Source organism: Paraburkholderia sp. RAU2J, assembly GCF_003634845.1.
GTDB classification, from domain to species: Bacteria; Pseudomonadota; Gammaproteobacteria; order Burkholderiales; family Burkholderiaceae; genus Paraburkholderia; species Paraburkholderia fynbosensis.
In genome coordinates this window covers 743056-763696 of record NZ_RBXG01000002.1, presented here as the reverse complement: position 1 = coordinate 763696, position 20641 = coordinate 743056, and the positions used below count along the sequence as shown (strand labels likewise).

At 59.3% G+C, this 20641-nt stretch carries 17 protein-coding genes and 2 pseudogenes; 8 read left to right on the top strand and 11 right to left on the bottom strand.

What is annotated here, in order from left to right:
* Positions 1-10: 10 nt before the first annotated feature.
* From B0G69_RS20895 to B0G69_RS20880, 4 genes are read left to right on the top strand one after another with little or no spacing between them, the layout of a single operon-like run.
* Complete coding sequence (locus B0G69_RS20895) at positions 11-946, top strand: ABC transporter permease subunit (RefSeq protein WP_121320617.1); 936 nt, start codon at positions 11-13, stop codon at positions 944-946.
* A gap of 1 nt (position 947) precedes the next feature.
* Positions 948-1898, top strand: coding sequence for an ABC transporter permease subunit (locus B0G69_RS20890; protein WP_347232498.1), 951 nt, complete (start codon positions 948-950; stop codon positions 1896-1898).
* A gap of 1 nt (position 1899) precedes the next feature.
* Positions 1900-2901, top strand: coding sequence for an oligopeptide/dipeptide ABC transporter ATP-binding protein (locus B0G69_RS20885; RefSeq protein WP_121320615.1), 1002 nt, complete (start codon positions 1900-1902; stop codon positions 2899-2901).
* On the top strand, positions 2898-3917 hold the full coding sequence (locus B0G69_RS20880; protein ID WP_121320613.1) for an oligopeptide/dipeptide ABC transporter ATP-binding protein: 1020 nt from the start codon (positions 2898-2900) through the stop codon (positions 3915-3917). Before B0G69_RS20885 ends, B0G69_RS20880 begins: the two co-directional genes overlap by 4 nt.
* Positions 3918-4218: 301 nt before the next feature.
* Here the strand turns inward: B0G69_RS20880 and B0G69_RS20870 are convergent, their stop codons facing one another.
* From B0G69_RS20870 to B0G69_RS20850, 5 genes and pseudogenes are all read right to left on the bottom strand, one after another.
* Positions 4219-5853 carry a methyl-accepting chemotaxis protein gene (locus B0G69_RS20870; RefSeq protein WP_121320611.1) on the bottom strand — a complete coding sequence of 545 codons (1635 nt, stop codon included), beginning with the start codon at positions 5851-5853 and terminating at the stop codon, positions 4219-4221.
* A gap of 571 nt (positions 5854-6424) precedes the next feature.
* Positions 6425-7048 (bottom strand): annotated as a pseudogene (locus B0G69_RS20865) (transposase); the annotation flags it as partial.
* A 50-nt stretch (positions 7049-7098) separates the two neighbouring features.
* Positions 7099-7590: a hypothetical protein gene (locus B0G69_RS20860; RefSeq protein ID WP_147440747.1), complete on the bottom strand. Its 492-nt coding sequence runs from the start codon at positions 7588-7590 to the stop codon at positions 7099-7101.
* Positions 7591-8434: 844 nt separating this feature from the next.
* Positions 8435-9405, bottom strand: a pseudogene (locus tag B0G69_RS20855) (MFS transporter).
* 15 nt (positions 9406-9420) lie between these two features.
* A complete protein-coding gene (locus B0G69_RS20850; protein WP_121320607.1) occupies positions 9421-10263 on the bottom strand; it encodes an NAD(P)H-dependent oxidoreductase in 843 nt (280 codons plus the stop codon).
* Between the two features lie 164 nt (positions 10264-10427).
* Between B0G69_RS20850 and B0G69_RS20845 the strand changes: the two genes are divergently transcribed.
* Positions 10428-11333: a LysR family transcriptional regulator gene (locus B0G69_RS20845; protein ID WP_121320605.1), complete on the top strand. Its 906-nt coding sequence runs from the start codon at positions 10428-10430 to the stop codon at positions 11331-11333.
* Positions 11334-11406: 73 nt separating this feature from the next.
* Here B0G69_RS20845 and B0G69_RS20840 read toward each other — a convergent pair whose 3' ends face one another.
* From B0G69_RS20840 to B0G69_RS20815, 5 genes are all read right to left on the bottom strand, one after another.
* Complete coding sequence (locus B0G69_RS20840) at positions 11407-11682, bottom strand: DUF1330 domain-containing protein (protein WP_121320603.1); 276 nt, start codon at positions 11680-11682, stop codon at positions 11407-11409.
* Positions 11683-12049: 367 nt separating this feature from the next.
* Positions 12050-12526 (bottom strand): SRPBCC domain-containing protein, encoded by a 477-nt coding sequence (locus tag B0G69_RS20830; protein WP_121320599.1) that lies wholly within the window; start codon positions 12524-12526, stop codon positions 12050-12052.
* A 137-nt stretch (positions 12527-12663) separates the two neighbouring features.
* Positions 12664-13491, bottom strand: coding sequence for a class I SAM-dependent methyltransferase (locus tag B0G69_RS20825; protein WP_121320597.1), 828 nt, complete (start codon positions 13489-13491; stop codon positions 12664-12666).
* Positions 13492-13793: 302 nt separating this feature from the next.
* Entirely contained in the window at positions 13794-14426 is a 633-nt protein-coding gene (locus tag B0G69_RS20820; RefSeq protein WP_121320595.1) for a class I SAM-dependent methyltransferase, read from the bottom strand.
* A 452-nt stretch (positions 14427-14878) separates the two neighbouring features.
* On the bottom strand, positions 14879-15100 hold the full coding sequence (locus B0G69_RS20815; RefSeq protein WP_121320593.1) for a hypothetical protein: 222 nt from the start codon (positions 15098-15100) through the stop codon (positions 14879-14881).
* Positions 15101-15608: 508 nt separating this feature from the next.
* Between B0G69_RS20815 and B0G69_RS20810 the strand changes: the two genes are divergently transcribed.
* Positions 15609-16786 (top strand): IS3 family transposase gene (locus tag B0G69_RS20810; RefSeq protein WP_199731125.1). Its coding sequence is split into 2 segments (ribosomal slippage): positions 15609-15876 and positions 15876-16786, totalling 1179 coding nucleotides; the frame shifts between segments, so codons are not numbered across the junction.
* Positions 16787-16864: 78 nt separating this feature from the next.
* On the top strand, positions 16865-17008 hold the full coding sequence (locus B0G69_RS41065; RefSeq protein WP_158608962.1) for a hypothetical protein: 144 nt from the start codon (positions 16865-16867) through the stop codon (positions 17006-17008).
* Between the two features lie 266 nt (positions 17009-17274).
* Here B0G69_RS41065 and B0G69_RS20805 read toward each other — a convergent pair whose 3' ends face one another.
* Positions 17275-17847, bottom strand: a complete 573-nt coding sequence (locus B0G69_RS20805) for a phosphatase PAP2 family protein (RefSeq protein WP_018422420.1) — start codon at positions 17845-17847, stop codon at positions 17275-17277.
* A 1945-nt stretch (positions 17848-19792) separates the two neighbouring features.
* On the opposite strand from B0G69_RS20805, the gene B0G69_RS20795 reads away from it, so the two are divergent.
* On the top strand, positions 19793-20560 hold the full coding sequence (locus B0G69_RS20795) for a hypothetical protein (protein ID WP_241991418.1): 768 nt from the start codon (positions 19793-19795) through the stop codon (positions 20558-20560).
* Positions 20561-20641 lie beyond the last annotated feature (81 nt).

Genomic DNA, 20641 nt, shown 5'->3' with positions numbered 1-20641 from the left:
GAGCCTTGCCATGCTGGCTTATACATTGCGCCGCGCGTTATGGGCGATCCCGACGATTCTCGCCGTGATCACCGCGTGCTACCTGCTGCTGCACCTAACGCCCGGCGGCCCGTTCGATTCGGAGAAGCATCTGTCGGCGGCCGTGCTTGCCAATCTCGACGCGAAATACCACATCGATCAGCCGCTGTGGAAGCAGTATTTGCTGTACATCGACTCGCTGCTGCACGGCGACCTCGGCGCGTCGTTCCGTTACACGGACTGGTCGGTCAGCGAACTGGTGTGGAAAGCCCTACCGGTCAGCCTCGGCGTCGGCGGCATTTCGGTGCCGATCGCGCTGTTGATCGGTGTGGCGCTCGGCACGGTTGCGGCGGTGCGCCGCAATGGCGTGATCGACTACGGCGTGATGTTGCTCGGCAATCTCGGCGGTGTGGTGCCGCCATTCATCCTCGGCCCCGTGCTGGTGTGGGTCTTCGCGATCCTGATCAAGCGCGGCGAGCATGGTCTGCTGCCCGCCGGCGGGTGGGGTGATGGCGACTGGCACTACCGCGTATTGCCGATCGTACTGCTCGTGATTATCAACGTATCGACGATCGCGCGCGTGATGCGCGGCAGCATGATCGAAGTGCTGTCCGGCAATTTCATCCGGACCGCGCGCGCGAAAGGTCTGGCCGGCCGCACCATCGTCTTGCGTCATGCACTAAAGCCGGCGCTGATGCCGGTCGTATCGCTACTCGGCTCGCTGTGCATTTCGTCGATCACCGCCGCGGTCGTCACCGAATCCGTATTCGCGCTGCCCGGTCTCGGGCAACTGGTCGTGAACGGCGCGATCAATCGCGACTACACGCTGGTGCTCGGTCTGGTCGCATTGATCACGGCAGTCGCGGTCCTGTTCAATCTGCTGGTCGATCTTGCTTACGCATGGCTCGATCCGCGCATCCGGTACTGACATGAAGATTCGTCTATTCAACGTGGCCGCGCGTGCGTTCGTCGCGCCCCCGGCCGATGCGGCGTCCGCAGGCGGCTGCCTGCCCGGCGGCATCGTCACGAAGGCTTCGCGCGGACCGTTCGCGATTGCCGGCATGCGCTTTTTGCGTAATCGCGCGGCATTTGCGAGTCTCGTGATCCTGCTGCTGATCGTCGTCGCATGCTTTGCGGGGCCGCTGTTTCTGCCCAACAATCCGGTCGACAGCGACTGGGGATCGATCAGTCTGCCGCCGTCGTGGCTCGGCATGCATCTGTTCGGTACCGACGAACTCGGTCGCGACCTGCTCGCGCGCACGCTGGTGGGCGGGCGCGTATCGCTCGAAGTCGGGTTGCTCGGCACGCTGGTGTCCGGACTGATCGGCGTCGCGTGGGGCGCGACAGCCGGCTTCATGGGCGGACGCGTCGATGCCGTTATGATGCGCGTCGTCGACGTGATGTACGCGATTCCGTACATGCTGATCGCGATCATGATGATGACGCTGTTCGGCCGCGCATTCTATCTGGTCGTGCTGACCATCAGCGCGTTTTCGTGGCTCGATATGGCGCGCGTGGTGCGCGGTCAGACGCTGTCGCTGCGTTCGCGCGAATTCGTCGACGCGGCGCGTGCGACTGGCGTCAGCACCCGCGCCATCATCGCGCGGCATATCGTGCCGAACCTGATCGGCGTGGTGGTCGTGTATGCCACGGTCACAGTGCCGTCGATCGTGCTGACGGAATCGGTGCTGTCGTTTCTCGGACTCGGCGTCCAGGAGCCGATGACGAGTTGGGGCGTGCTGATCGAAGACGGTGCCCAAAAACTCGAATCGATGCCGTGGCTGCTGCTCTGCCCTGCCGTCATGCTGTGCGTGACGCTTTATTGCGTGAACTTCGTCGGCGACGGTTTGCGCGACGCTCTCGACCCCAAGGATCATTGACATGGCGCTACTCGAAGTGAAGGACCTGAGTGTGCGCTTCACGCGCCGCGAAGGACCGCCGGTCGATGCGGTCCAACGCGTGTCGTTTTCGCTCGACGCGGGCAGCACCCTGGGTATCGTCGGCGAATCGGGGTCGGGCAAGAGTCAGACCGTGATGGCGCTGCTCGGTTTGCTGTCGTCGAACGGCAGCGTGTCGGGCACCGCACTGTATCGTGGCGAAGACGGCGGCGATCTGCTGACGATGAACAACGCAGCGCTGAACAGGGTTCGCGGCAACCGGATCGGCATGGTGTTTCAAGACCCGATGACGGCGCTCAATCCGTTTTTGACCATTGAACGGCAGATGACGGAATCGCTGCAATTGCACAGGAAGCTGTCGCGTCGCGAAGCGCGTCGGCGTGCCATCGAGGTGCTCGACACGGTGCGGATTCCCGATGCCGCACGCCGCATCGGCATGTATCCGCATGAGTTTTCCGGTGGTATGCGGCAGCGCGTGATGATTGCGATGGCGTTGCTGTCCGAACCGGAAATTTTGATTGCCGACGAACCGACTACCGCGCTCGACGTCACCGTTCAGGCGCAAATCATCGAATTGCTGCGCGAACTGAATCGCGAGCGCGGCACGGCAATCGTCCTCATCACGCACGACATGGGCGTGGTCGCCGGTTTGTGCGATACCGTGATGGTGATGTATGCAGGGCGTACGGTCGAGCAGGCAGACGCGCGCGCGCTGTTCGCCGCGCCGACCCATCCGTACACGATCGGCCTGTTGAACGCGCTGCCGCGCATCACCGACGACGACGACCGCCCGTTGCAAACCATTCCGGGCAATCCGCCTTTGCCGGGGCAAATCGGCGCGGGTTGCGCGTTCGCACCGCGTTGTTCGTTTGCAGACGATACTTGCCGCACCACAGTGCCGTCGCTCGATGCGCGTAGCGATCTGGCGGGTGCATTGCGCGCGTGCCACCGTCCGGTTCTGGCCATTCTGGAGGCCGTTCGATGAGCCAGCATTTCGCTTGCAACAGTACCGAACCGCTGCTGTCGGTGAACGAACTGAAAGTCCATTTCAGCGTGCCGCGCGGCAAATTACCGTGGTCTGGCAAGGCCACCCTGCGCGCTGTCGACGGCGTGTCGTTCGATGTACGGCGCGGCGAAACCGTCGGGCTGGTGGGTGAATCCGGCTGCGGCAAGTCCACGCTCGCGCGCGCGATCGTCGGTCTTGCGCCTGCGTCGGGCGGCAGCGTCAAGCTTCATGGCGTCGAAACCTTGCAAGGCGCGAAGCGCGATCTCGGCATCTTACGGCGCGACGTGCAGATGATCTTTCAGGATCCGCTGGCGTCCCTCGATCCGCGCATGACGATCGAGCAGATCGTCGCGGAGCCGTTGATCACGCATCGGCCCGATGTCGCGCGCGCCGATGTGCGCGCTCGCGTGCTGACCATCCTCGAACGCGTCGGCCTGAATGCGCAGCATCTGCGGCGCTATCCGCATGAGTTTTCGGGCGGGCAATGTCAGCGCGTCGGAATTGCACGGGCATTGATCAGCGAGCCGCAACTCGTGATCTGCGATGAACCGGTGTCCGCGCTCGACGTGTCGATCCAAGCGCAAATCGTTAATCTATTGCGCGATTTGCAACGCGAACTGTCGTTGTCGCTGCTGTTCGTCGCACACGATCTGGCCGTGGTGAAAGCAATCAGCCATCGCGTGATGGTGATGTATATGGGGCGCGTGATAGAGTTCGGCGAAAAACGCGCGCTGTACGCGGCACCTGCGCATCCCTATACCCGTGCATTGCTGTCGGCCGTACCGGTTCCCGACCCGACCGTCGAGCGCGCGCGACGGCATCTGCTGCTTCAAGGCGAGATTCCGTCGCCGTTGCAACCGCCGTCGGGATGCGCGTTCCGCACGCGCTGCCCCGCCGCGATCGACGCATGCGGTGATGCGCAACCGCAAGCGGTTTCCCAGCAAGGTGACGCACGGCGGGTTGCGTGCATTCGGGTGCCCGTTCCTACCGAATAGCGCCTGTTTCATGGACCCTCCTGCTTGCAGGGGTCGGGGCTGGCGAGGTGCGTCCGCCGCCACGCCGACCCTGACAGTGCCATTGAGCTCCTGCGCGCAATGGTGGCTGCTTTCCGAAAACCCGCTGCACGCCTCCTGAGGCACCCCGCTCACGCTGCATCCGCCAGCATCGTCCGGCGACAGCCCGACCCAGAACACCGGCACGCGTACTGCGCCCGAACGTCTTCATCGAGCGCATCGTTCTAACAGGGATCCCAATGTAAGAGGATCGCGAAAGCCGACCCACGCGCACCTCGAAGTCTCAGCTTGGCGTAGCCAGTCCTGGCGAAGTTTTGCTCCGATTCCAGGTGATAACCCGCGAAGAATGCGCTTCGATTGGAGCGGTCTGCAAACGAAACGTGCTGATCGACGACTGCAGTAGTGTCGCCTGTTCGGTCAATGTTTGTGCTACCGCAGCAGCCTGTTCGACAAGCGCGGCGTTCTGTTGGGTGGTGCTATCCATCTGTGTGACTGCATTGTTCACCTGGTTGATACCCGCACTCTGCTCTGCCGCGGCGGAAGCTATCTCACTCGCAACACCAGAGATTCTCGAAATCGCTTCCTGCGCCGCGCGAATCTTCACGCCTGTGCTATCAACGAGATCTGCACCGCTATGAATTCCCTCCACCGTACGGTTGATCAGCGCCCGGATCTCTTTGGCTGCGGAGGCGCTGCGCTGAGCAAGTAATCGAACTTCACCTGCAACAACGGCGAAACCACGTCCCTCTGCGCCTGCCCGGGCGGCTTCTACCGCAGCATTCAGGGCGAGAATATTAGTCTGGAATGCAATTCCTTCGATCACCGAGATGATCTCCACCATCCGCTGTGATTCCTTCGACACCTCATGCATCGTCGACACCGCGTCGCCAGCCATCGAACCACCCTGATTGACGATCTCCTCTGCGTCAGCCATCAGTTGACTCGCCATTTGTGCGTTCTCGGCCGTCTGCCTGACCATCGCGGTCATCTGTTCCATGCTCGCAGCCGTTTCCTCGAGAGACGCCGCCTGATTTTCTGTGCGCGCGGACAGATCCGCGTTGCCGGCGGCGATTTCGTTTGCACCCGTCGCCACTTTGTCCGCGGCGCCCTTGATCCCCGCAATCGTGCGGGCGAGCGCATCGCGCATGCCTTGCATGGTGTGTAAAAGACTGGAACTGTCGCCCTGACGGGTCCTGATTACGATGTCGAGGTTACCCGCAGCAATATCGTCCGCCACTTGAGCCGCGTAAGCAGGATCTCCACCAATCGCGCGCTGGATACTGCGGTTAGTAAAGAAGCAGAACGTCGAAAGTAGCACCGCGAGTGCCCCGAAAATTCCCCCGACGAGATACAAGGACTTCCTGAACGCCGAATTGATATCGTCCACATAGGCACCCGTCGCGATAATCCAGTCCCACGGGGCGTACCGCACTACATAGCCAATCTTGCCGACAGCGGCGGCGGACGGGTCGTGCGGATGCGGAAACACGTACTCGACAAAGCCGCCCTCTGGACTCTGCGCCTTCGATGCAAACTCCACGTAATGATGCCGGCCGTCGACATCGGTCGTGCCGCTGAGATCCTTACCATCTAGTGCAGGTTTCATCGCGTGCATGATCATGCGCGGCTTGGAATCGATCACGAGAAAATAGCCGTCCTCTCCATAGCGTATATGTTGTAGCCGTTCAAGCGCCTGCCGGCGCGCGTCCGCTTCGCTGAGGGCGCCGCTTTTCGCAAGCAGGGCGTACTCTGTCACGATGCTGAGCCCTACGTGCGCAACATTCACCAGATCGTTTTTGCGTTCTTCGATGCGGGTCTGCCGGGACAACCAGGCCGCTGAGACAGACACGACGAGAAGTGCTATCAGACTGACGACCAGAGGCAGCCAGAGCTTTTGCGAGAAACTGAATCGGTACATGCGCACTCCCCATCCATATCGTATCTTGATGATCGCCACTGTTGCTGTCGTGGACCGAGATCGGTGCAAAACGCGATTACCCAGTCCGTTTATCGACCGCCACGGCACCGATATTTCTAGAGACAAACCCTCGTTGAGCGAATAGCCGGCTCTACAGCGCGCCTTCGCTGCGAGTGGGCGAACCCTGGCCGTCCTCGGCTGCGTCGCGCAACGGCGCGGGAAATTTGGTTCTATGGGCGCGGTAAAGTGTGGAGGAACTTGATTTCCTTCCACAAATTTAACCAAATAACTTCCACCTTGAGCAAATTTTGAGGCCAAAACACGCTCAACGCCTCTGTCTTCTACCCAAATAACTTCCGACGTCAACAAGATTCCACCATAAATCTTCCAACGTTGGAGACTGTGGTCGAACGACGTTGCGATCCAAGCCGCGAGGCCTTGCCAACACCCTCCGACGATGTACGTGCGCGTATTTCGCAGAAGGCGGCCCCGCGTTTCGCGTGAAGGCGGACAGGTATTTCGCGCGAAGCTGGACAGTCGGAGCGCAGCGACGCAGGGGTTTTCTGCTTTTACGCTGGCGCAGGAGCGCGATCTTCTCGTACAGGCGCACGGTCTTCACATCGAAACCAGTCGGACTGGTCCGGTCTGCAGTTTCAATCATGTCGAGGTATCGCTGGACGCTTTCCTCGATCTGCTGCTGGCGTTTGTCGATTTTGCCCGCAGTGAAGTTTCTGTCGCGGCTGTTCACAGCCTTGAATTTGCTGCCGTCGATGGCAACCATGTCGCCGGATAGCAGCTTCAGTCCTCGACACAGCTCGACGAAGCGACGGCATACGTTGCGAATGGCCGGGCCATTATCGCGGCGAAAGTCGACGATCGTCTTGAAGTCTGGCGCCAGACGTCCTGCCAGCCACATCAGCTCGACATTGCGCTGGCATTCGCGCTCAAGACGCCGGCTTGAGGGTACCCGGTTCAGATACCCGTAGATATAGATCTTGAGCATCACGCCAGGGTGGTAGGACGGGCGCCCGGTGATTGCGGGCGTGGTGCCGTTGAAGCCGAGCGTCGTGAGGTCCAGTTCGTCCACGAACACGTCGACGATTCTGATCGGGTTGTCCTGGCCGATGTAGTCATCGACGCATTCGGGAAGTAGTGCGACCTGCTTGCGGTCATCGCCTTCAACGAATCGCTTCATGAGTCACCCGGTCTCAATGAGTTGATTCAGTTTAGACGATGAGTGCGTTTTCACACACCCTCGGCCGGCAATAGCGGGCTCTGCGAAAAGCTAGCGTCCACGTGGAGATTCGTATATCGAGCGCCGACCAGCACGTCTACCGGCGTCACCGGATTGTCGAGGACACGATAAGCGCCTGCGAGCTGAAATATGGCTTCCTTTACTTTGAATCTCACCGTACCCAAGGCTCCCCCAGCCAGCGGATCGGACGTCTTTGAAAGATCCACGTAAACCGAGTCGAATATAAGTGCCCAACGGCCTCGGCGAGCTTCAAATGCACCCATGACGCCAAAATCGAGGTTTTTCCACACGTCGGAAAAGCTCGCATCTATATTGGTTGTTGGTGTTCTCGCGCCGAGACGTCCCCACCCACTTAAACCGGCAGCCCACAGGTACGGAGTTGCCTCGAACTGCCAGGCATCCTCAGACGGCACAGCCTGCGCGAGTACCGGTGAAGTGGTAACGAATGAAGCGACCAACACTCCAAGTCTCGCGAGTTTCAAGGGGGCCTCCATCCCTTGTTCCCTTCCATGTCGGCCGAATTCGAAAGCCGCAAGGCAGCCAGCGGGCACGTTCCTGGCCCGATGGCGATCCAGGGATTTCGCGCACTGATGCGTCCGCGCCACGGGCGCAGCGGGAGTGGCACTTGTGTCACCCACCCGCGCATACGCGTGGCACGCAAACGCGCTGGGAACGGAGCTATCTGGCAGTTTTATAACTTTGACCCGTCCCACGTTTCTTTTCCCATGGTTGCGTCGGCCAGAACCGCCCCCCTCCGCGAATAGTCCGCACTTAGCTTTGGGCGCGCTAAATCAACCTCCGAAGTATCCGCGTTGGTCTCACCAGGAACTGTAGTCGTCGAGAATTAGGATGACCATGGGACTTTAGTCCAATGCCCGTCTCGTCCGGTCATCCTCGAATATTGTTCGCAAGAATCAGCAGAGTTAATTAAATATCTGCCGCGCACTGCGACGCACAAAGCACGACGACGTTGCCTCGAACGTCGTTCACGCCGGGTGCTCTGTGGCCGACAGTGTCCTCTCTGCCGCGGGAAACATCAGCTCCATCAACCGGCTCTGTTGGCGCCGGAGTCCATTGACGGATCAGCACCCGCGTCTTCCGCGCTCATATCGGCAACGCAGGTAAGCCAGCCTCCTGGTGATTCGAACTGTGTCAAGCGTGTTCAAACCCGTAGGACGGTGACAGGATGAAAGCGGCTGCCGAGCAAAAATGATAAATCGGAAGCGGCGATTGAGCGATCCTCTACCGGCGGCTAGTGGCCGACACCCGTCCGACGCGATCGGCCGCACCCGACCCAGAAGGGACAGTCGGATTTCTCGACAACGGTCATACATTCGGTCTTGTGTCGTCCCAGCGGACCTCCGGCGATCTGGGGCTGCCCGTGTTGTAGCGGGATGTGGTCCACCAGCATGCGGCCGCTCCAAGCGATAGCCCGATTGCAAAGAGCGTAGCCATGAGTACCCCTTGCCCTGGTGCCCACGCCGTACTCATCAACGCGCCAAAGGCAGCCACCGCGAATGCCGAGCCGCTCTGCCTGCTTGCATTGAGCACGCCAGCCGCCACCCCAGCACGGCCTGTGTCGACAGCAGTCATCACTGCGGCCGTGACGGCTGGCGTTATCACACCCGAGCCAAAGCCAACCGCCGTCAGATACAACGCCACACGCCAGTAGGATGTGTCACTCGACAAGCCGAGCAATCCTGCAAAACCGAGCGCGTAAAGCACGAAGCCCCCGACAACGACATGGCGGGTACCGTAAGCGCGGCAAAGTCGGCCGGCTGCAAAACTACCGCCCGCCACCAGCACCAGCACAGTTGCACCGGCCTTCAATCCACCATCGACGACGAGAGCTCGCCAAGCCGTTAGCCCTGCCGTTGTCAGCGTCGCTGCTTTGGCATGAGTGTAACCCGTCGGTGCGTGTGTGAAGGCGTGTACTGGTGCCACGACCGCTTCGCGTGCGTAACCGTCGATACCGTCGCCCGGCGGCGTCGCGAAATCGGCGATCTGCGGCTCGCCATCAAGCCACGTCGGAAAGAAAATCGACACGACATGGTCGCCGACTGAGAAAGCCTCTACGTCCGGCCCGACCGCCTCGACCACGCCTGCTCCGTCCGCCATGGGGATGCGTCCCGGAGAGGCTGGAAGCCGCCCCGTCACGACGCCCAGATCGTGATAATTGAGCGAGGTCGCATGCAGGTGGACCCGGATTTCTCCCGGGCCGGTATGTCGGGATCGGGCAAGTCGACCATCGTGAGGGCTTCGAGGCCGACCTGACCGTTGGAGCGGAACGCGCGCATGATTGGCAATCCTGATCAGGCGCGGGCAAGCGCCGCGGGCTGTGATTCGGCTGAGTCCAGGTTCTCAACGGGATCGCCCTGTTGTGCCAGGTGGATGCGGAGGCCCGTTTCTCCGGAACCGAGACCGGGCTTGAGCACCTGCTGTCCATCATAGTGTCCGCCATTCTGAGTGCGATACGGGATTGGCGTGTCGGTGAAGAGATTCTCCATCCGGACCTTGAAGGCTGCCGCGACTTCCACCCAGCGCTCTTCAGACAGGCGGTCGCTCTGATAGATGGGGAAGGGCGGCATAACATTCATGCCCGGATAGAAAAGCTGTCCATGCTGGACGGGCCACAAGATCTCGTCGAGTCGGCCATTGACACCGCGCTCGCTATAGTGCGGCTCGCGGCCGCCCATGCTGACGACAACCATCGCCCGGCGACCGGCTAGCGTTCCTTCACCATACCGATCGCCCCAGCGCTCACCACCCTGCAGGCCGACGCCGTAAGCGAAGCCATGTGCATAGACACGCTCGACCCACCCCTTCAGGATCGCCGGCGTGCTGAACCACCACATCGGGAAGGTGAGGATGACCGCGTCGGCCCACAGCAGCTTCTGCTGCTCAGCCACGACATCGGCGGGTTGGGTGCCCGTGGCGAAGGCGTTGCCCGATTCCGATGCATAGCGTAGCCGATCGGCGTTCTTACGCTGCGGGAAGTCGGCTGCATCGGCGACGGCCTTCCAGTGCATGGCGTAAAGGTCAGATACTTGAACCTGATGGCCCTGCGCGGTCAGCGTTTCGACCGCGAGGTTCTTCAAAGAGCCGGTCAGCGACTGGGCCTCTGGATGGGCGTGGACGATAAGAACATTGCTCATGCGGTGATCCTGAATAAGAAAGGGAAGAGGCAGCTTTCGACCGTTCTCCTCAAAGCTAGACAGCCCAAAGGACTTTCACCGTTCATCTCGTTGGTGGTGAAGCATGCAGCGTAAATGGTGATCAGGTATATTTGAAATGAATTTCATAGATACCTGGTATTGCCATGGATAATTTGCGTAGTCTCGACCTGAACCTTCTGCGCACGCTCAATGTATTGCTGGAGGAGCACCACGTAAGTCGGGCGGCCGAGCGCCTCAATCTGTCGCAGCCGTCTGTCAGCGTCCACCTATCGAAGCTCAGAAGAGTCTTTAAGGATCCTCTGCTTTTACCCGGGCCTCGCGGTATGCGACCAACGGCAAGAGCCGACTCGCTGCGGGAGTCGCTTTCCGTGGCCCTAGCTGCCCTGAACGAAGTCATGTCGCCGTTACAGCCGTTTGACCCATACACCGCAGCCCTAACTTGGAATATTGCAGCGACGGATTACAGTGAAACGACAGTACTGCTACCCACGCTTCCAAGGCTGCGTGAATATGCGCCGAATTCTCGCGTTAGCGTTACGCAGATCGCCCCCCGTCTCATCGCGAGACAATGCGAAAAAGGTGAAGTTGATCTAGCATTCCATACGGCGGACGAAGCACCTGACGGGTTGCGCCGAAAGACTTTGTTTCAGGAAAAGTATGTCTTGGTCGGACGGCCTGATCATCCGCGACTCAAACGAAGAATTACCGTGTCGCAGTTTTGCAAACTGGATCATGTAATCGTGTCACCGGATGGAGGGGGATTTGTCGGCGTCACTGATATGACTTTGGCGCAGATTGGTTTGAAGAGGCGAGTTGTACTTTCAGTACCTCATTTCACCTTCGTACAAGACGTTTTGTCGCGTACCGACTTGGTCGCGATGCTCCCATCGCGACTGCTTAAAGGCGAATCCAGATTGCAATCGATCGCGCCACCGGTCGAGGTTCCTGGGTACGAAATGGTAATGCTGTGGCACGAACGGTCACATCGCGACCTTTCGCATCAATGGTTACGGGAGCTTATCGGTTCAGGCATTAAGGGGGACAATTAGGAGGCGCGAAGATGTGACGACTTAGAAAGGGTTCCGTTGAAAAGTGGCCGTCCCGTGCGTCGCGTTGGCGAATTTAACTTATTAGCGTCACTCGGATGTTGAGGTTTTCTCTTTGCGTCGATCCGGCGCTCGCGTTATCGCCAGTTTTGTACCAGTGGCGTGCGGCGTCAGCCCTTGGAAATTGAATGATAAGCGCGCGCTCAAAGTTTTCGATCATGTCTGGATAGGCAGCACCGCCCCACATGACTATTTGTCCACCGTGACGCGCAATAGACCGTGTCGTTAATGCGCTGGAGACATCACTCTTTTCGTCCACATCTCTGATTTCGACAACTACACCAAATTTCATGCGTCTGACCGGACGCACCGACGGTCGGTCTCGCGCCCCAACCCCGCCAAATATGCTGTCCAGATCGGATTATTGCCATCGCATTTTCTATCGCCAACGAACCGTACGTAGAAATTCGTGAAGTCAAGAAGAGCCGCCTCCAAAGGGATGGCCCCTAACTCTGAGACCCTTTCGGCGAACTGAAGCCGAAGATCAAACAATTCTTTGGCGTAAAGCATTCCAATTGCATCCTGCGAGACGTTTTTTCCTGTTGCGAATCTAACGATTGTTGCCAATCCTCGTCTGGTTGTTGAATGTCCGAAAGTGGCCGCCCAGCGACTGCCAGCGTTGATTCCATTGGCGTCGCACGAGACGCGGGCTCGGGCACTCAAGGAGATTTCGATTCGACGCGCTGTTTGACTGCGGCATTCATCGCCTGAAAGTTTCGCCGGGTTTCCTCGATTACGTCTTTCGTCAACCGTCCAACAAGCAATCCAGAGAAAGACTCTGTCTGCTCAAGGCGGGTGCCGCCGGCTACGGCCGAGAGGTGAATGCAATGTGTACCGTCGAAGACGCCGCGAACCCATACACTGCCTCGCCAGCAAAGGTCTCGTTCCGGACGAACGAGCAGGACAGTCGGCTTGAACACCATCGAATCCGATCCAGTGCCTAGCACAATGCGGATTGTTGATCCTTCCTTGAAGTCGCCGTCAACCCGAGTAATGAAGGGATTCCAATCGGAATACGCGGCGCTATTCGATACGATCTTCCAGACATCAGCAGGCGGACGATAGATAAGAACCTCAGCATGCGCGCTGCTATTTTCGTGAAGGACAAAAAAAGGCTCCAATTGCGCCGACAACACTGATGATGATGCCTTTCAGTAGCAATCTCCGTAAGCCCATATTCGCCCCGTAATCCATTGCAATTGTTCTGCTGCAGCCTTGAATGCACAGACTGTCGACGATCCAGGCATCGATGTCGAACGTCTCAAATTGGCCGCTAGGCAGCACTGGCCTGAATAAGACGCAGTCCCCATCCCGCATTTAACGTGCCGTCTTCGCGTTGCATGGGCGCAAACGCCGCTAATAGTTCGCTCTTGAACTGCGCGCGCGCCGATTCGGACATCCTGTCGGCATCGTAAGTGTCGAGCATGTCCAACCATAACTGCTCCGGCGTAGGCATCCAGTCAATTTCGATGTCTTCAAACACGACATTAGCGAAACCATGCTGGAGTAGTTCACTCCAGCCGGCTTCACTGCGTGTCCGCGCATCACCGAGTGGTAAGTGTGTCAGGTTCGCCTTCGCAATCGGTCTGAATATGTCTAAAAAGACTTCACCGACTTCCCCGGTCAGAAAGGCCCGCCCGACGACAGCGGAAAAACTACCGCCTTTACGCAGTACTCGGCGAATTTCACGGATTACCTGCTCTATGTCGTCCATCAACATCAGAGCCATGTGCGACAGTACGTAGTCCACGGAACCGGTATCGAGCGACACCTCTTGTGCGCGCTCATTTATCAACCGTACATCCTGCGGCAATACCGCCCGAGCCGCACCCAACTCGCCATCGCTCATGTCGATGCCGATCAACTTCGTTCCTGCGTGGCCCCTGTCGTTCAGAATTTGTAGCAGTGGCCCATCACCGCATGCCAGATCGAGCACAGTGCGCGACATCTCATCATTCGGCACACGTTCAGCCAGCGCATGATAGGAAGATGGGTATTGTGCCTGCGTCGATCGCGCAGGATGATTGCCATAGGCCCGGCGCGTTGCTCCCGCCCGACGACGGTGAAAATCTTTTAAATAGATTTCTGCTTGGGATGTCATTCTTGCGTTACCCGCTTGTTCAATTCTTGGTTGTACGCCTAGACTCTGGATCGTTCAATTCCACGGGAATTGTCAACGAACTAGACCACGATGTCGAATGTCCCTTCCTGGCCGCACTCTGCCTGTCGCGGCCGACGACAGGCGTCCCCGCTTCTGCCGATCGTCTGAGATCCACGACTGGCCGTTTCTCTGCGCGATGGACACTGTTGCAAATCGGCTGCTTTGCGCTGCATCAAAGCGGCTTGAGCGCAAGCATCTGCCAAGCCCAACGCGGGCATACTGTGGAACAGCCCCCTGGCGTTTCAGGCAACCGGCTTGCGCCACACGCTGGCTAGCCACAGCTGCTGCTCACGCGGCAAGCCGGCGGGCCGGTAATAGTGCTCAATTTCGACGAAGCCTGCGTCCGCCATATATCGGCGCCATGCTTCGAGATCATGGAAGACGCCGTAGCGGCCGTGGCTCCAGCCTTCCTGATTCGTGCCGCGCGGGTTGGAGCTGAACAGCACGCCGCCGGGCTTCAGCGTCGCGTGCAATTGCCGCAATACGCGCGGCAACGCCTGACTCGGGACATGGAACAGCGCGGCGTTGGCGAAAATGCCGTCGAAGTGCGTGGCCGGCAAAGCGAGATGCAGGAAATCCTGCTGCCACACGTCGCAGCCAGTCGCGTCACGCGCCATTGCAACGAAGCGCTCGGCGCCATCGAGGCCGACCGCGCAATGGCCGAGTGTAGTGAAGGCCTTGAGATCTCGCCCCGGCCCGCAGCCGAAATCCAGGATCGTAAGAGGCGGCTCGACTTCGATATGGTGCAGCAGCGCCGCGATGTTCTGCGTGACGTCGTGGTCGTACGTGCCGTTGCGGAAATCTTCCGCGTGCGCGTCGTAGTGCTGCAACGTAACGGCACTGATTTTATCGAGGTCGCGGGGGTCGAGTTCCATGCGGGAAGTATATCTCGGGGCATTTCCCGCACGACTACGTCGTACTTCCGGTGGCATCGGTCGTGGTCGGTTGCGTGCCGAACAGGATGAACAACGCGATTCCGTGTGCGCAACTGATTCCTCTTGGGTTTCTGAGGAAAGCGCATTGTGTCAGGCGAACGACTGGAGATGGTCGTACCTTGCCCATCGTCGTGCGATCGACCCGTGCGTGCCACGAGCGGCAGGACGCGACCCATTCGGCCATAGCAGGACGCGACCCATTCGGCCATAGCAGCTCGCTCGCTGGTCGTCCGTTACCGGATTTGGAGCGGCCACGCATACGGGCGAGCCGAACATCGTATTCAACGAGCGGCACGGCCCGGTCACTTCAAGGGCGGGTGGAAGCATCCCTGAATTCCATCCGTGGGGCGGCGGGTGGGTGTCCCGCCGCCAAGCTCGACAACTTCCGGAGTTCAGTCGTCCTGCTGTTCAGCCATTTCTGCCGCCACATGAAGTCCATTGTCCATGGCGGCCTCTTCTGTCGCGTAAGCGATTCCCGGTACGTGCCGCACTTCCTTGATCGCGTCTCCAGTATGGTCGATATGGACGATCTCGAATGTGTACCCGCCTTCAGCCAGTCGGATCGGTTCAATACGGTAGGTGTGTTTGCCCTTGCTTATCGTTCTTGTCGGCACCGATTTTTCTCCTTTGCGTTATCTTTCGCCGCCACCGATATTCCACGTCTGTGAACTCTTGCTAATGGCAGGTTGGCCCGCTGCCAGTCCGCCGGCTGACAAGTCCCGCCTCAATTTTCCGAAACCAAGCGTTTGCACAGTCGGGCAAGGACCATGCCGCGAGAGGGGCTGCGCACTCGCCTTTGACGTGAGCGTTGTCGGCCGCTCGCTGCGCATATGGTTTCAATGGGGCCAGGCTCCAGCGCGGTGGGAATACGGAGTTCCGGGGACGCTATCGGACTTTGGTCCCATTGGTCTAACCCGCCTGGCCGAGTAGGCTGAAAAATCCGTCGACGTTGGGACGGCGACATATCCGCAATATCCCCGGGAGTTCATCATGAAATTTCTTGTGGTTACCACTTCGGCCATTTTCATTGCAGTGCTTTCGAACCCGTCCGTTGTAGTGGTCTAATTTCCTCGGACAGGTCGATAGGGGGACAATCCGGAATCGACGAGGAAAAAGAGCAGGATGACAAGAAGGCGCCGACAATTTGACACCAGCTTCAAGCTGGAAGTGGTACGGATGGTACGGGACCAGGGGTTATCGGTCAGCGAAGTCTGCCGGTCGATGGACCTTGTTGAGACAGCCGTGCGGCGCTGGGTGGCCCAGTACGACGCAGAGCGTGCGGGCGGCCCCGGCGAGGGCAAGCCGTTGACGGCGGAACAGCAGCGCATCCGGCAACTTGAAGCGGAGAACCGGCAATTGCGCGAGGACAATGCGCTGCTAAAAAAAGCGTCGGCCTTCTTTGCCCGGGAACTGAAGTGAGTTACCGCGTGGTAACTCACTTGCAACAGGAGGCCGTATCGGTCAGTCACGCCTGCCGGGTGTTGGAGGTGAGTCGCTCTGGCTACTATGCGCACCAGCGCGCTAAGCCGAGTGCAAAGAGTCTGCAGGAGCGGACCCACGTCAAGGCAGCATTCGTCGCCAGTGGCGCGAGCTATGGCAGCCGCCGTGTGATGCATGCGCTGCGGGAGCATGGGCTGCATATTGGTCGCTACCGGGTGCGGACGCTGATGCGCGAAGCGGGCCTGCGCACGAGCTGGAAGCGCAAGTTCGTCTCGACGACCGACAGCAGGCATACGCTACCTGTCGCGGAGAACGTGCTCGACCGGAAATTTGAGGTCGCCGAGCCCAACCGCGCGTGGGTTTCGGACATCACGTATATCCGCACGGCGCAAGGCTGGCTGTATCTGGCGGTCGTACTGGACCTGTACTCACGCAAGGTGGTCGGCTGGTCCATGGCGCCGACCATGCCGGCCGCACTGGTCATTTCGGCACTGACCATGGCGCTGCAGCAGCGTCGGCCAGCGTCAGGCCTGCTCCTGCATTCGGACCGGGGCAGCCAGTACGCGAGCGATGAATACCAGGCCTTGCTCAAGCAGCATCACGTGGTTTGCAGTATGAGCCGCAAAGGAAATTGCTGGGACAATTCGGTAATGGAGCGGTTCTTCCTGAACCTGAAAATGGAGCGCGTGTGGCAGCGTCAGTACGCCAACCACGATGAAGCACGGCGCGACATCAACCAGTACATCGTCGGTTTTTACAACGCAGTACGCTTGCATTCGACTTTGGGCTATCTGTCGCCCGTTGCCTACGAGGCAAAACCGACAGTAAAAGAACCTATCAGCCTGTCCGAAATAACTTGACCACTACACGTCTGGGCTCAAGACAATTCCGCAACCAGTGCGCCGGCGGCTGCAGAGCATCCCGACGAGATCGTGAGGATGCACCAACAGGTGGCCGCAGCCAATCGTGTCTATAACAAGCACGTAGCCGCTGCACAAAAAGTTTTCGATGAGAAAAAGGCAGCAGCCAAAAAACAGCGTGATGCTGCCATAGCGGCAGCACATCAGGGTGTGGGCCAATAGAACGACGACGTTCCCGGCACCTCAGTGGTTCCTCCGCAGCAACAACCAAACGCTACCATGCTATTTGAGCCCACAGAGGACGTTACGCTCCCTGCTAGGCAAGTGCGGTCACCGACATAGATCAGGACGTGTGTTCCGCCGCTGATCGCGATCGGCAGCCGTCGACCCACAACGGACGGCTGAACACGAGTCAGCTTCAAGGACCATAACAGCCACTTGCGGCCGCACCTTCACTTGCACACCACTCGTCCGATTCACAGCCCGGGCTAAAACCGCTTCGCAAAGCCAACTGTAAAACCGTGCGGGAGAATCTGGACGAACAAGGGTGTCTGCCATGTCGTGCTCAGGTATCCGACCGCCGTGCCGAGTGCCCAGCCAGCGAGAACGTCAGTCTGCCAATGTGCCTGGCTTTTCACGCGTGCAATCGAATCGTAGAGCGGCAACAATTCCAGTCCCCATACCCACGGGTCACGCCGACCATAGTTGACGATGAACGGCGTCACAAAACTCGCCTGAAGGGTGACCTCGCCACTTGGAAAACTCTGTCCGCCGCTGAACCATTGGTTAGGTCCCTGGCCCGCATTGGGCCGCTGGCGACCGAATGCGTACTTCATGCCTTGTGCAGCGACCGCCGAAATCGCCGTAGCGTCGGCCGTTTGCCAGAAGGTATGGCCCAGTTCGTTGTCGTTCCCCAGCCACAGAGATCCGCCCACCGTCGTGGCGATCACGGCATATTCAAGTCCGAGCTGAACGTTGCGGTTCCATATGCCGCTCTGATCCAGGGCGACCTTGCGGTCGATCCCGCCGGCATATGCGCCCGAAAAAGCCAACGCCGTCATCGCGGCGGCACCGCACCGTCTTGCTCCTACCGTCATTCCAGGAGTGGACAATCCCAATGGACCTCACGCGAAAGATTCGATTTTACCGGTCAGCCCTTGACGCGTTCGAACAAAGAAAGCAACTGCCAAAAAACATTCCAACGTGCCAGGCGCAACGCACATGCCCGGACGAAAAACCACAGCTCGAATCGTCGGAAACCGGCCTAGCGGCGTACCTCCACCGTGGCGGCGAATCGGTTCTGATATTCGTGGCCGAGTCGCCCTTGTGCACCAATGGAAGTTCCAACGGGACGGCATGAGGCGAGCTGCATAGCACTAACTTGCTCGTCGTCGCCGCTTGCCCGGCCACTCAGTCCGAGCGGTGTCCGCCTTCGCTGACAGCTACCTGTCAGCTGTGACGAGTACCACGGAACGCAGGACAGGCTACCTATATCGAGATGTGGTGCGGTAGTGGTAGGTTTGGTTTGTCTGTTGCCGAACGCAAACCCGACGTTCGAGCGACCGTATGACCGCAGGGGCCAACGACCGTTGATGGCCTTTGAGCGTTGCGTTCGAACACTCATCTTCTGCACGCGCCGTACCACTTACGGTCAGCAATGCGGCGGCGCTTACAAGCACCGCCCCTTTCCAGAATTTGCGGGTCATTTTTCATCTCCTGTTCGCCGCTTACGAGATCCGTGGACGCCGCCGCGCCTGAACGAGGTCTTTATTTGGGGTACCGGTGGGCGCAGAAGGGACGGGCGCCGCATGGATGCCGCCGAAACGCGGACATGCCACAGTAGTTCACTAGCGGAATGCCTCGCGAATCACACGACAATATTAGGAAGTTGCGTCGTACTTTCCTGCCAAGATTCAGACGTGTTCAGGGAACTGAAAGCGCAATGTCATAGCGCCGATACACGCTTTGCTTCCTGGGCGGCAACTCTCGCGGTTGCCCGAGCACGATCGAACCTCCAACGTCGACATTGGCCGAGGGTGTGGCGTATCGGATCTGCATCTCAACGGCCGCTACCTGAGCGTAGCCGACCTTCGAATGTCCATCCGAGAGCGTCGGCGAATGGCCGCAGTTGGCCGAAGGCGGGCATCCGACCGAGTCCGGTCAGACGCCCTTCGGCCGCGAACTTCGGCAGTCGGCCCTTACCGCACCTTCACCTCGCGAGAAATCACCCGCTCGCGGTCCACGCTTGCCACCCCAAACCGCCAGTTGGCACGTGCTTGCTCATCCACCTCGCGGACCGGCTGAAAGCGCTGCTCGGGCTGTGGTCCGGCGCGTTTGCCTGTACGGGAAACGCGAACAGCTCAACCCTTTTCCGCACCGCGCCGATATACCACTCGAACGCAGGGCCAGGGCAGGGATTTCATGCGCGCCCACCTTCAACCCATCGTTCGCCCCTCTCCTCTCCATCTGGTTCGAAAAAATAGTTGCGCGGAGCACTATGGTTTCGGTGGCCGGTGCCGATAAGAGCACTCATAGGTCCCCCCAGACGAGGCTTCCCAATGCCACTTGATTTTATCGCCAGCCGCCCGACCCGATTGAAACGTACTCTCGTTATTCTGGTTGGCTGTACAGGCGTACTTGCCAGCCTGTCGATTTGGGGCCGGGTACCCGCCGATGTACTCGCTGACGCGGATAGAGAGGTTACCCACTTCGGCCCCGCGCTAGTGGGCACCGCGTGTCCGGTCGAAGGAGCGGTCTCAAGGGACGCTCGCGGTACCTTTCTCATGTGTTGGAAACAGGTCTGGAGCAAGCCGTAAGCCCCCGGCATTTTTGCCGCAACGCGTGGTGCGCAACCCGGAGTTTAAATGTAGGGTCCGGCACGGCACCACACCCAAGGACAAGGACCAGAGTGTGGTGTGCTTTGCGTCCGAACGTACGAGACCGAAACTTCGGTTAGGGAGCATTTCGGCCGGGTTTGTCAAGGCGCGCCTCGCCCGATCCAAGCGATTGTGGCAAAAACACAAACTGCATTTTTTTGCCGTGAATAGTCCGCAAACGATTACTTATACTTTCCGGACCTCGTTCTCCGAAGCGCGTCGCATGCTACAGGAATGGCTCGAATATCGTCAGCTTGTTAGCTGGAACAGCCCAATAGCTTTGGCGCTGGCGTCAAGCGCGGTCGGCTCCGTCGTAACGCTCGCATGGATCTCCGCGAGAAATGTCAGGGAACGCAGGTCTCAGCGACGCGATACCGCGCTGGAACTGGCGTTATCGTTGGAGAGCTACGCCCGAACCTGCAGGACAATGATGCATAGGGCCGCGTGGGCGGCGACAGAGCTGGCCGACTCGATGGGCCGTGAAGCGGTCCAGACCGTGTCCGTTGCTGCCTTTGGCTACCCAGACAAACTCCGATGGAATGTCCTGAGCCGCAAGGTCGTTTCCGAACTACGCGAGTACCCGGCCACCGTGCACGCCGCCCGGGAGTATGTCGAAGCATTCCGGGAATTCGGCGAGCCGATCGAACTTTGCGGTCTGGTTGAATACGAATGTGCGAAGGCTGCAATGGCCGCGTTAGCCATTGCCCGGACCACACGCCGACGGCACGGAGCCGCGTCGTGGAAGCCGGGCGCCAAAGATTCAGCCATGGAGCGCGAACTGTCCGACTTCATCGCGAGCACTGAAGAAAAACGCAAGGCGTCGCTCCAACGTCGAACGGAATCTACGGTTGCTCGGCGAGCTGACACACAGGCGTTCAAACAGGCACCAAGCGCCTGAAGACACCAAAATTAAAAACGAAAACCAATGCGTCAGGCGTCTCGCGCCCCATTTGCCGCGAGTCGCATACGCGAAAAGCAG

Bases quoted from the DNA above. Each gene is read 5' to 3' on its own strand.
- B0G69_RS41065 (WP_158608962.1), top strand. From the start codon at position 16,865: ATGCACCAACAGGTGGCCGCAGCCAATCGTGTCTATAACAAGCACGTA.
- B0G69_RS20890 (WP_347232498.1), top strand. From the start codon at position 948: ATGAAGATTCGTCTATTCAACGTGGCCGCGCGTGCGTTCGTCGCGCCC.
- B0G69_RS20870 (WP_121320611.1), bottom strand. From the start codon at position 5,853: ATGTACCGATTCAGTTTCTCGCAAAAGCTCTGGCTGCCTCTGGTCGTC.
- B0G69_RS20885 (WP_121320615.1), top strand. From the start codon at position 1,900: ATGGCGCTACTCGAAGTGAAGGACCTGAGTGTGCGCTTCACGCGCCGC.
- B0G69_RS20840 (WP_121320603.1), bottom strand. From the start codon at position 11,682: ATGAAATTTGGTGTAGTTGTCGAAATCAGAGATGTGGACGAAAAGAGT.
- B0G69_RS20805 (WP_018422420.1), bottom strand. From the start codon at position 17,847: ATGACGGCGTTGGCTTTTTCGGGCGCATATGCCGGCGGGATCGACCGC.
- B0G69_RS20880 (WP_121320613.1), top strand. From the start codon at position 2,898: ATGAGCCAGCATTTCGCTTGCAACAGTACCGAACCGCTGCTGTCGGTG.
- B0G69_RS20895 (WP_121320617.1), top strand. From the start codon at position 11: ATGCTGGCTTATACATTGCGCCGCGCGTTATGGGCGATCCCGACGATT.
- B0G69_RS20825 (WP_121320597.1), bottom strand. From the start codon at position 13,491: ATGACATCCCAAGCAGAAATCTATTTAAAAGATTTTCACCGTCGTCGG.
- B0G69_RS20845 (WP_121320605.1), top strand. From the start codon at position 10,428: ATGGATAATTTGCGTAGTCTCGACCTGAACCTTCTGCGCACGCTCAAT.
- B0G69_RS20850 (WP_121320607.1), bottom strand. From the start codon at position 10,263: ATGAGCAATGTTCTTATCGTCCACGCCCATCCAGAGGCCCAGTCGCTG.
- B0G69_RS20820 (WP_121320595.1), bottom strand. From the start codon at position 14,426: ATGGAACTCGACCCCCGCGACCTCGATAAAATCAGTGCCGTTACGTTG.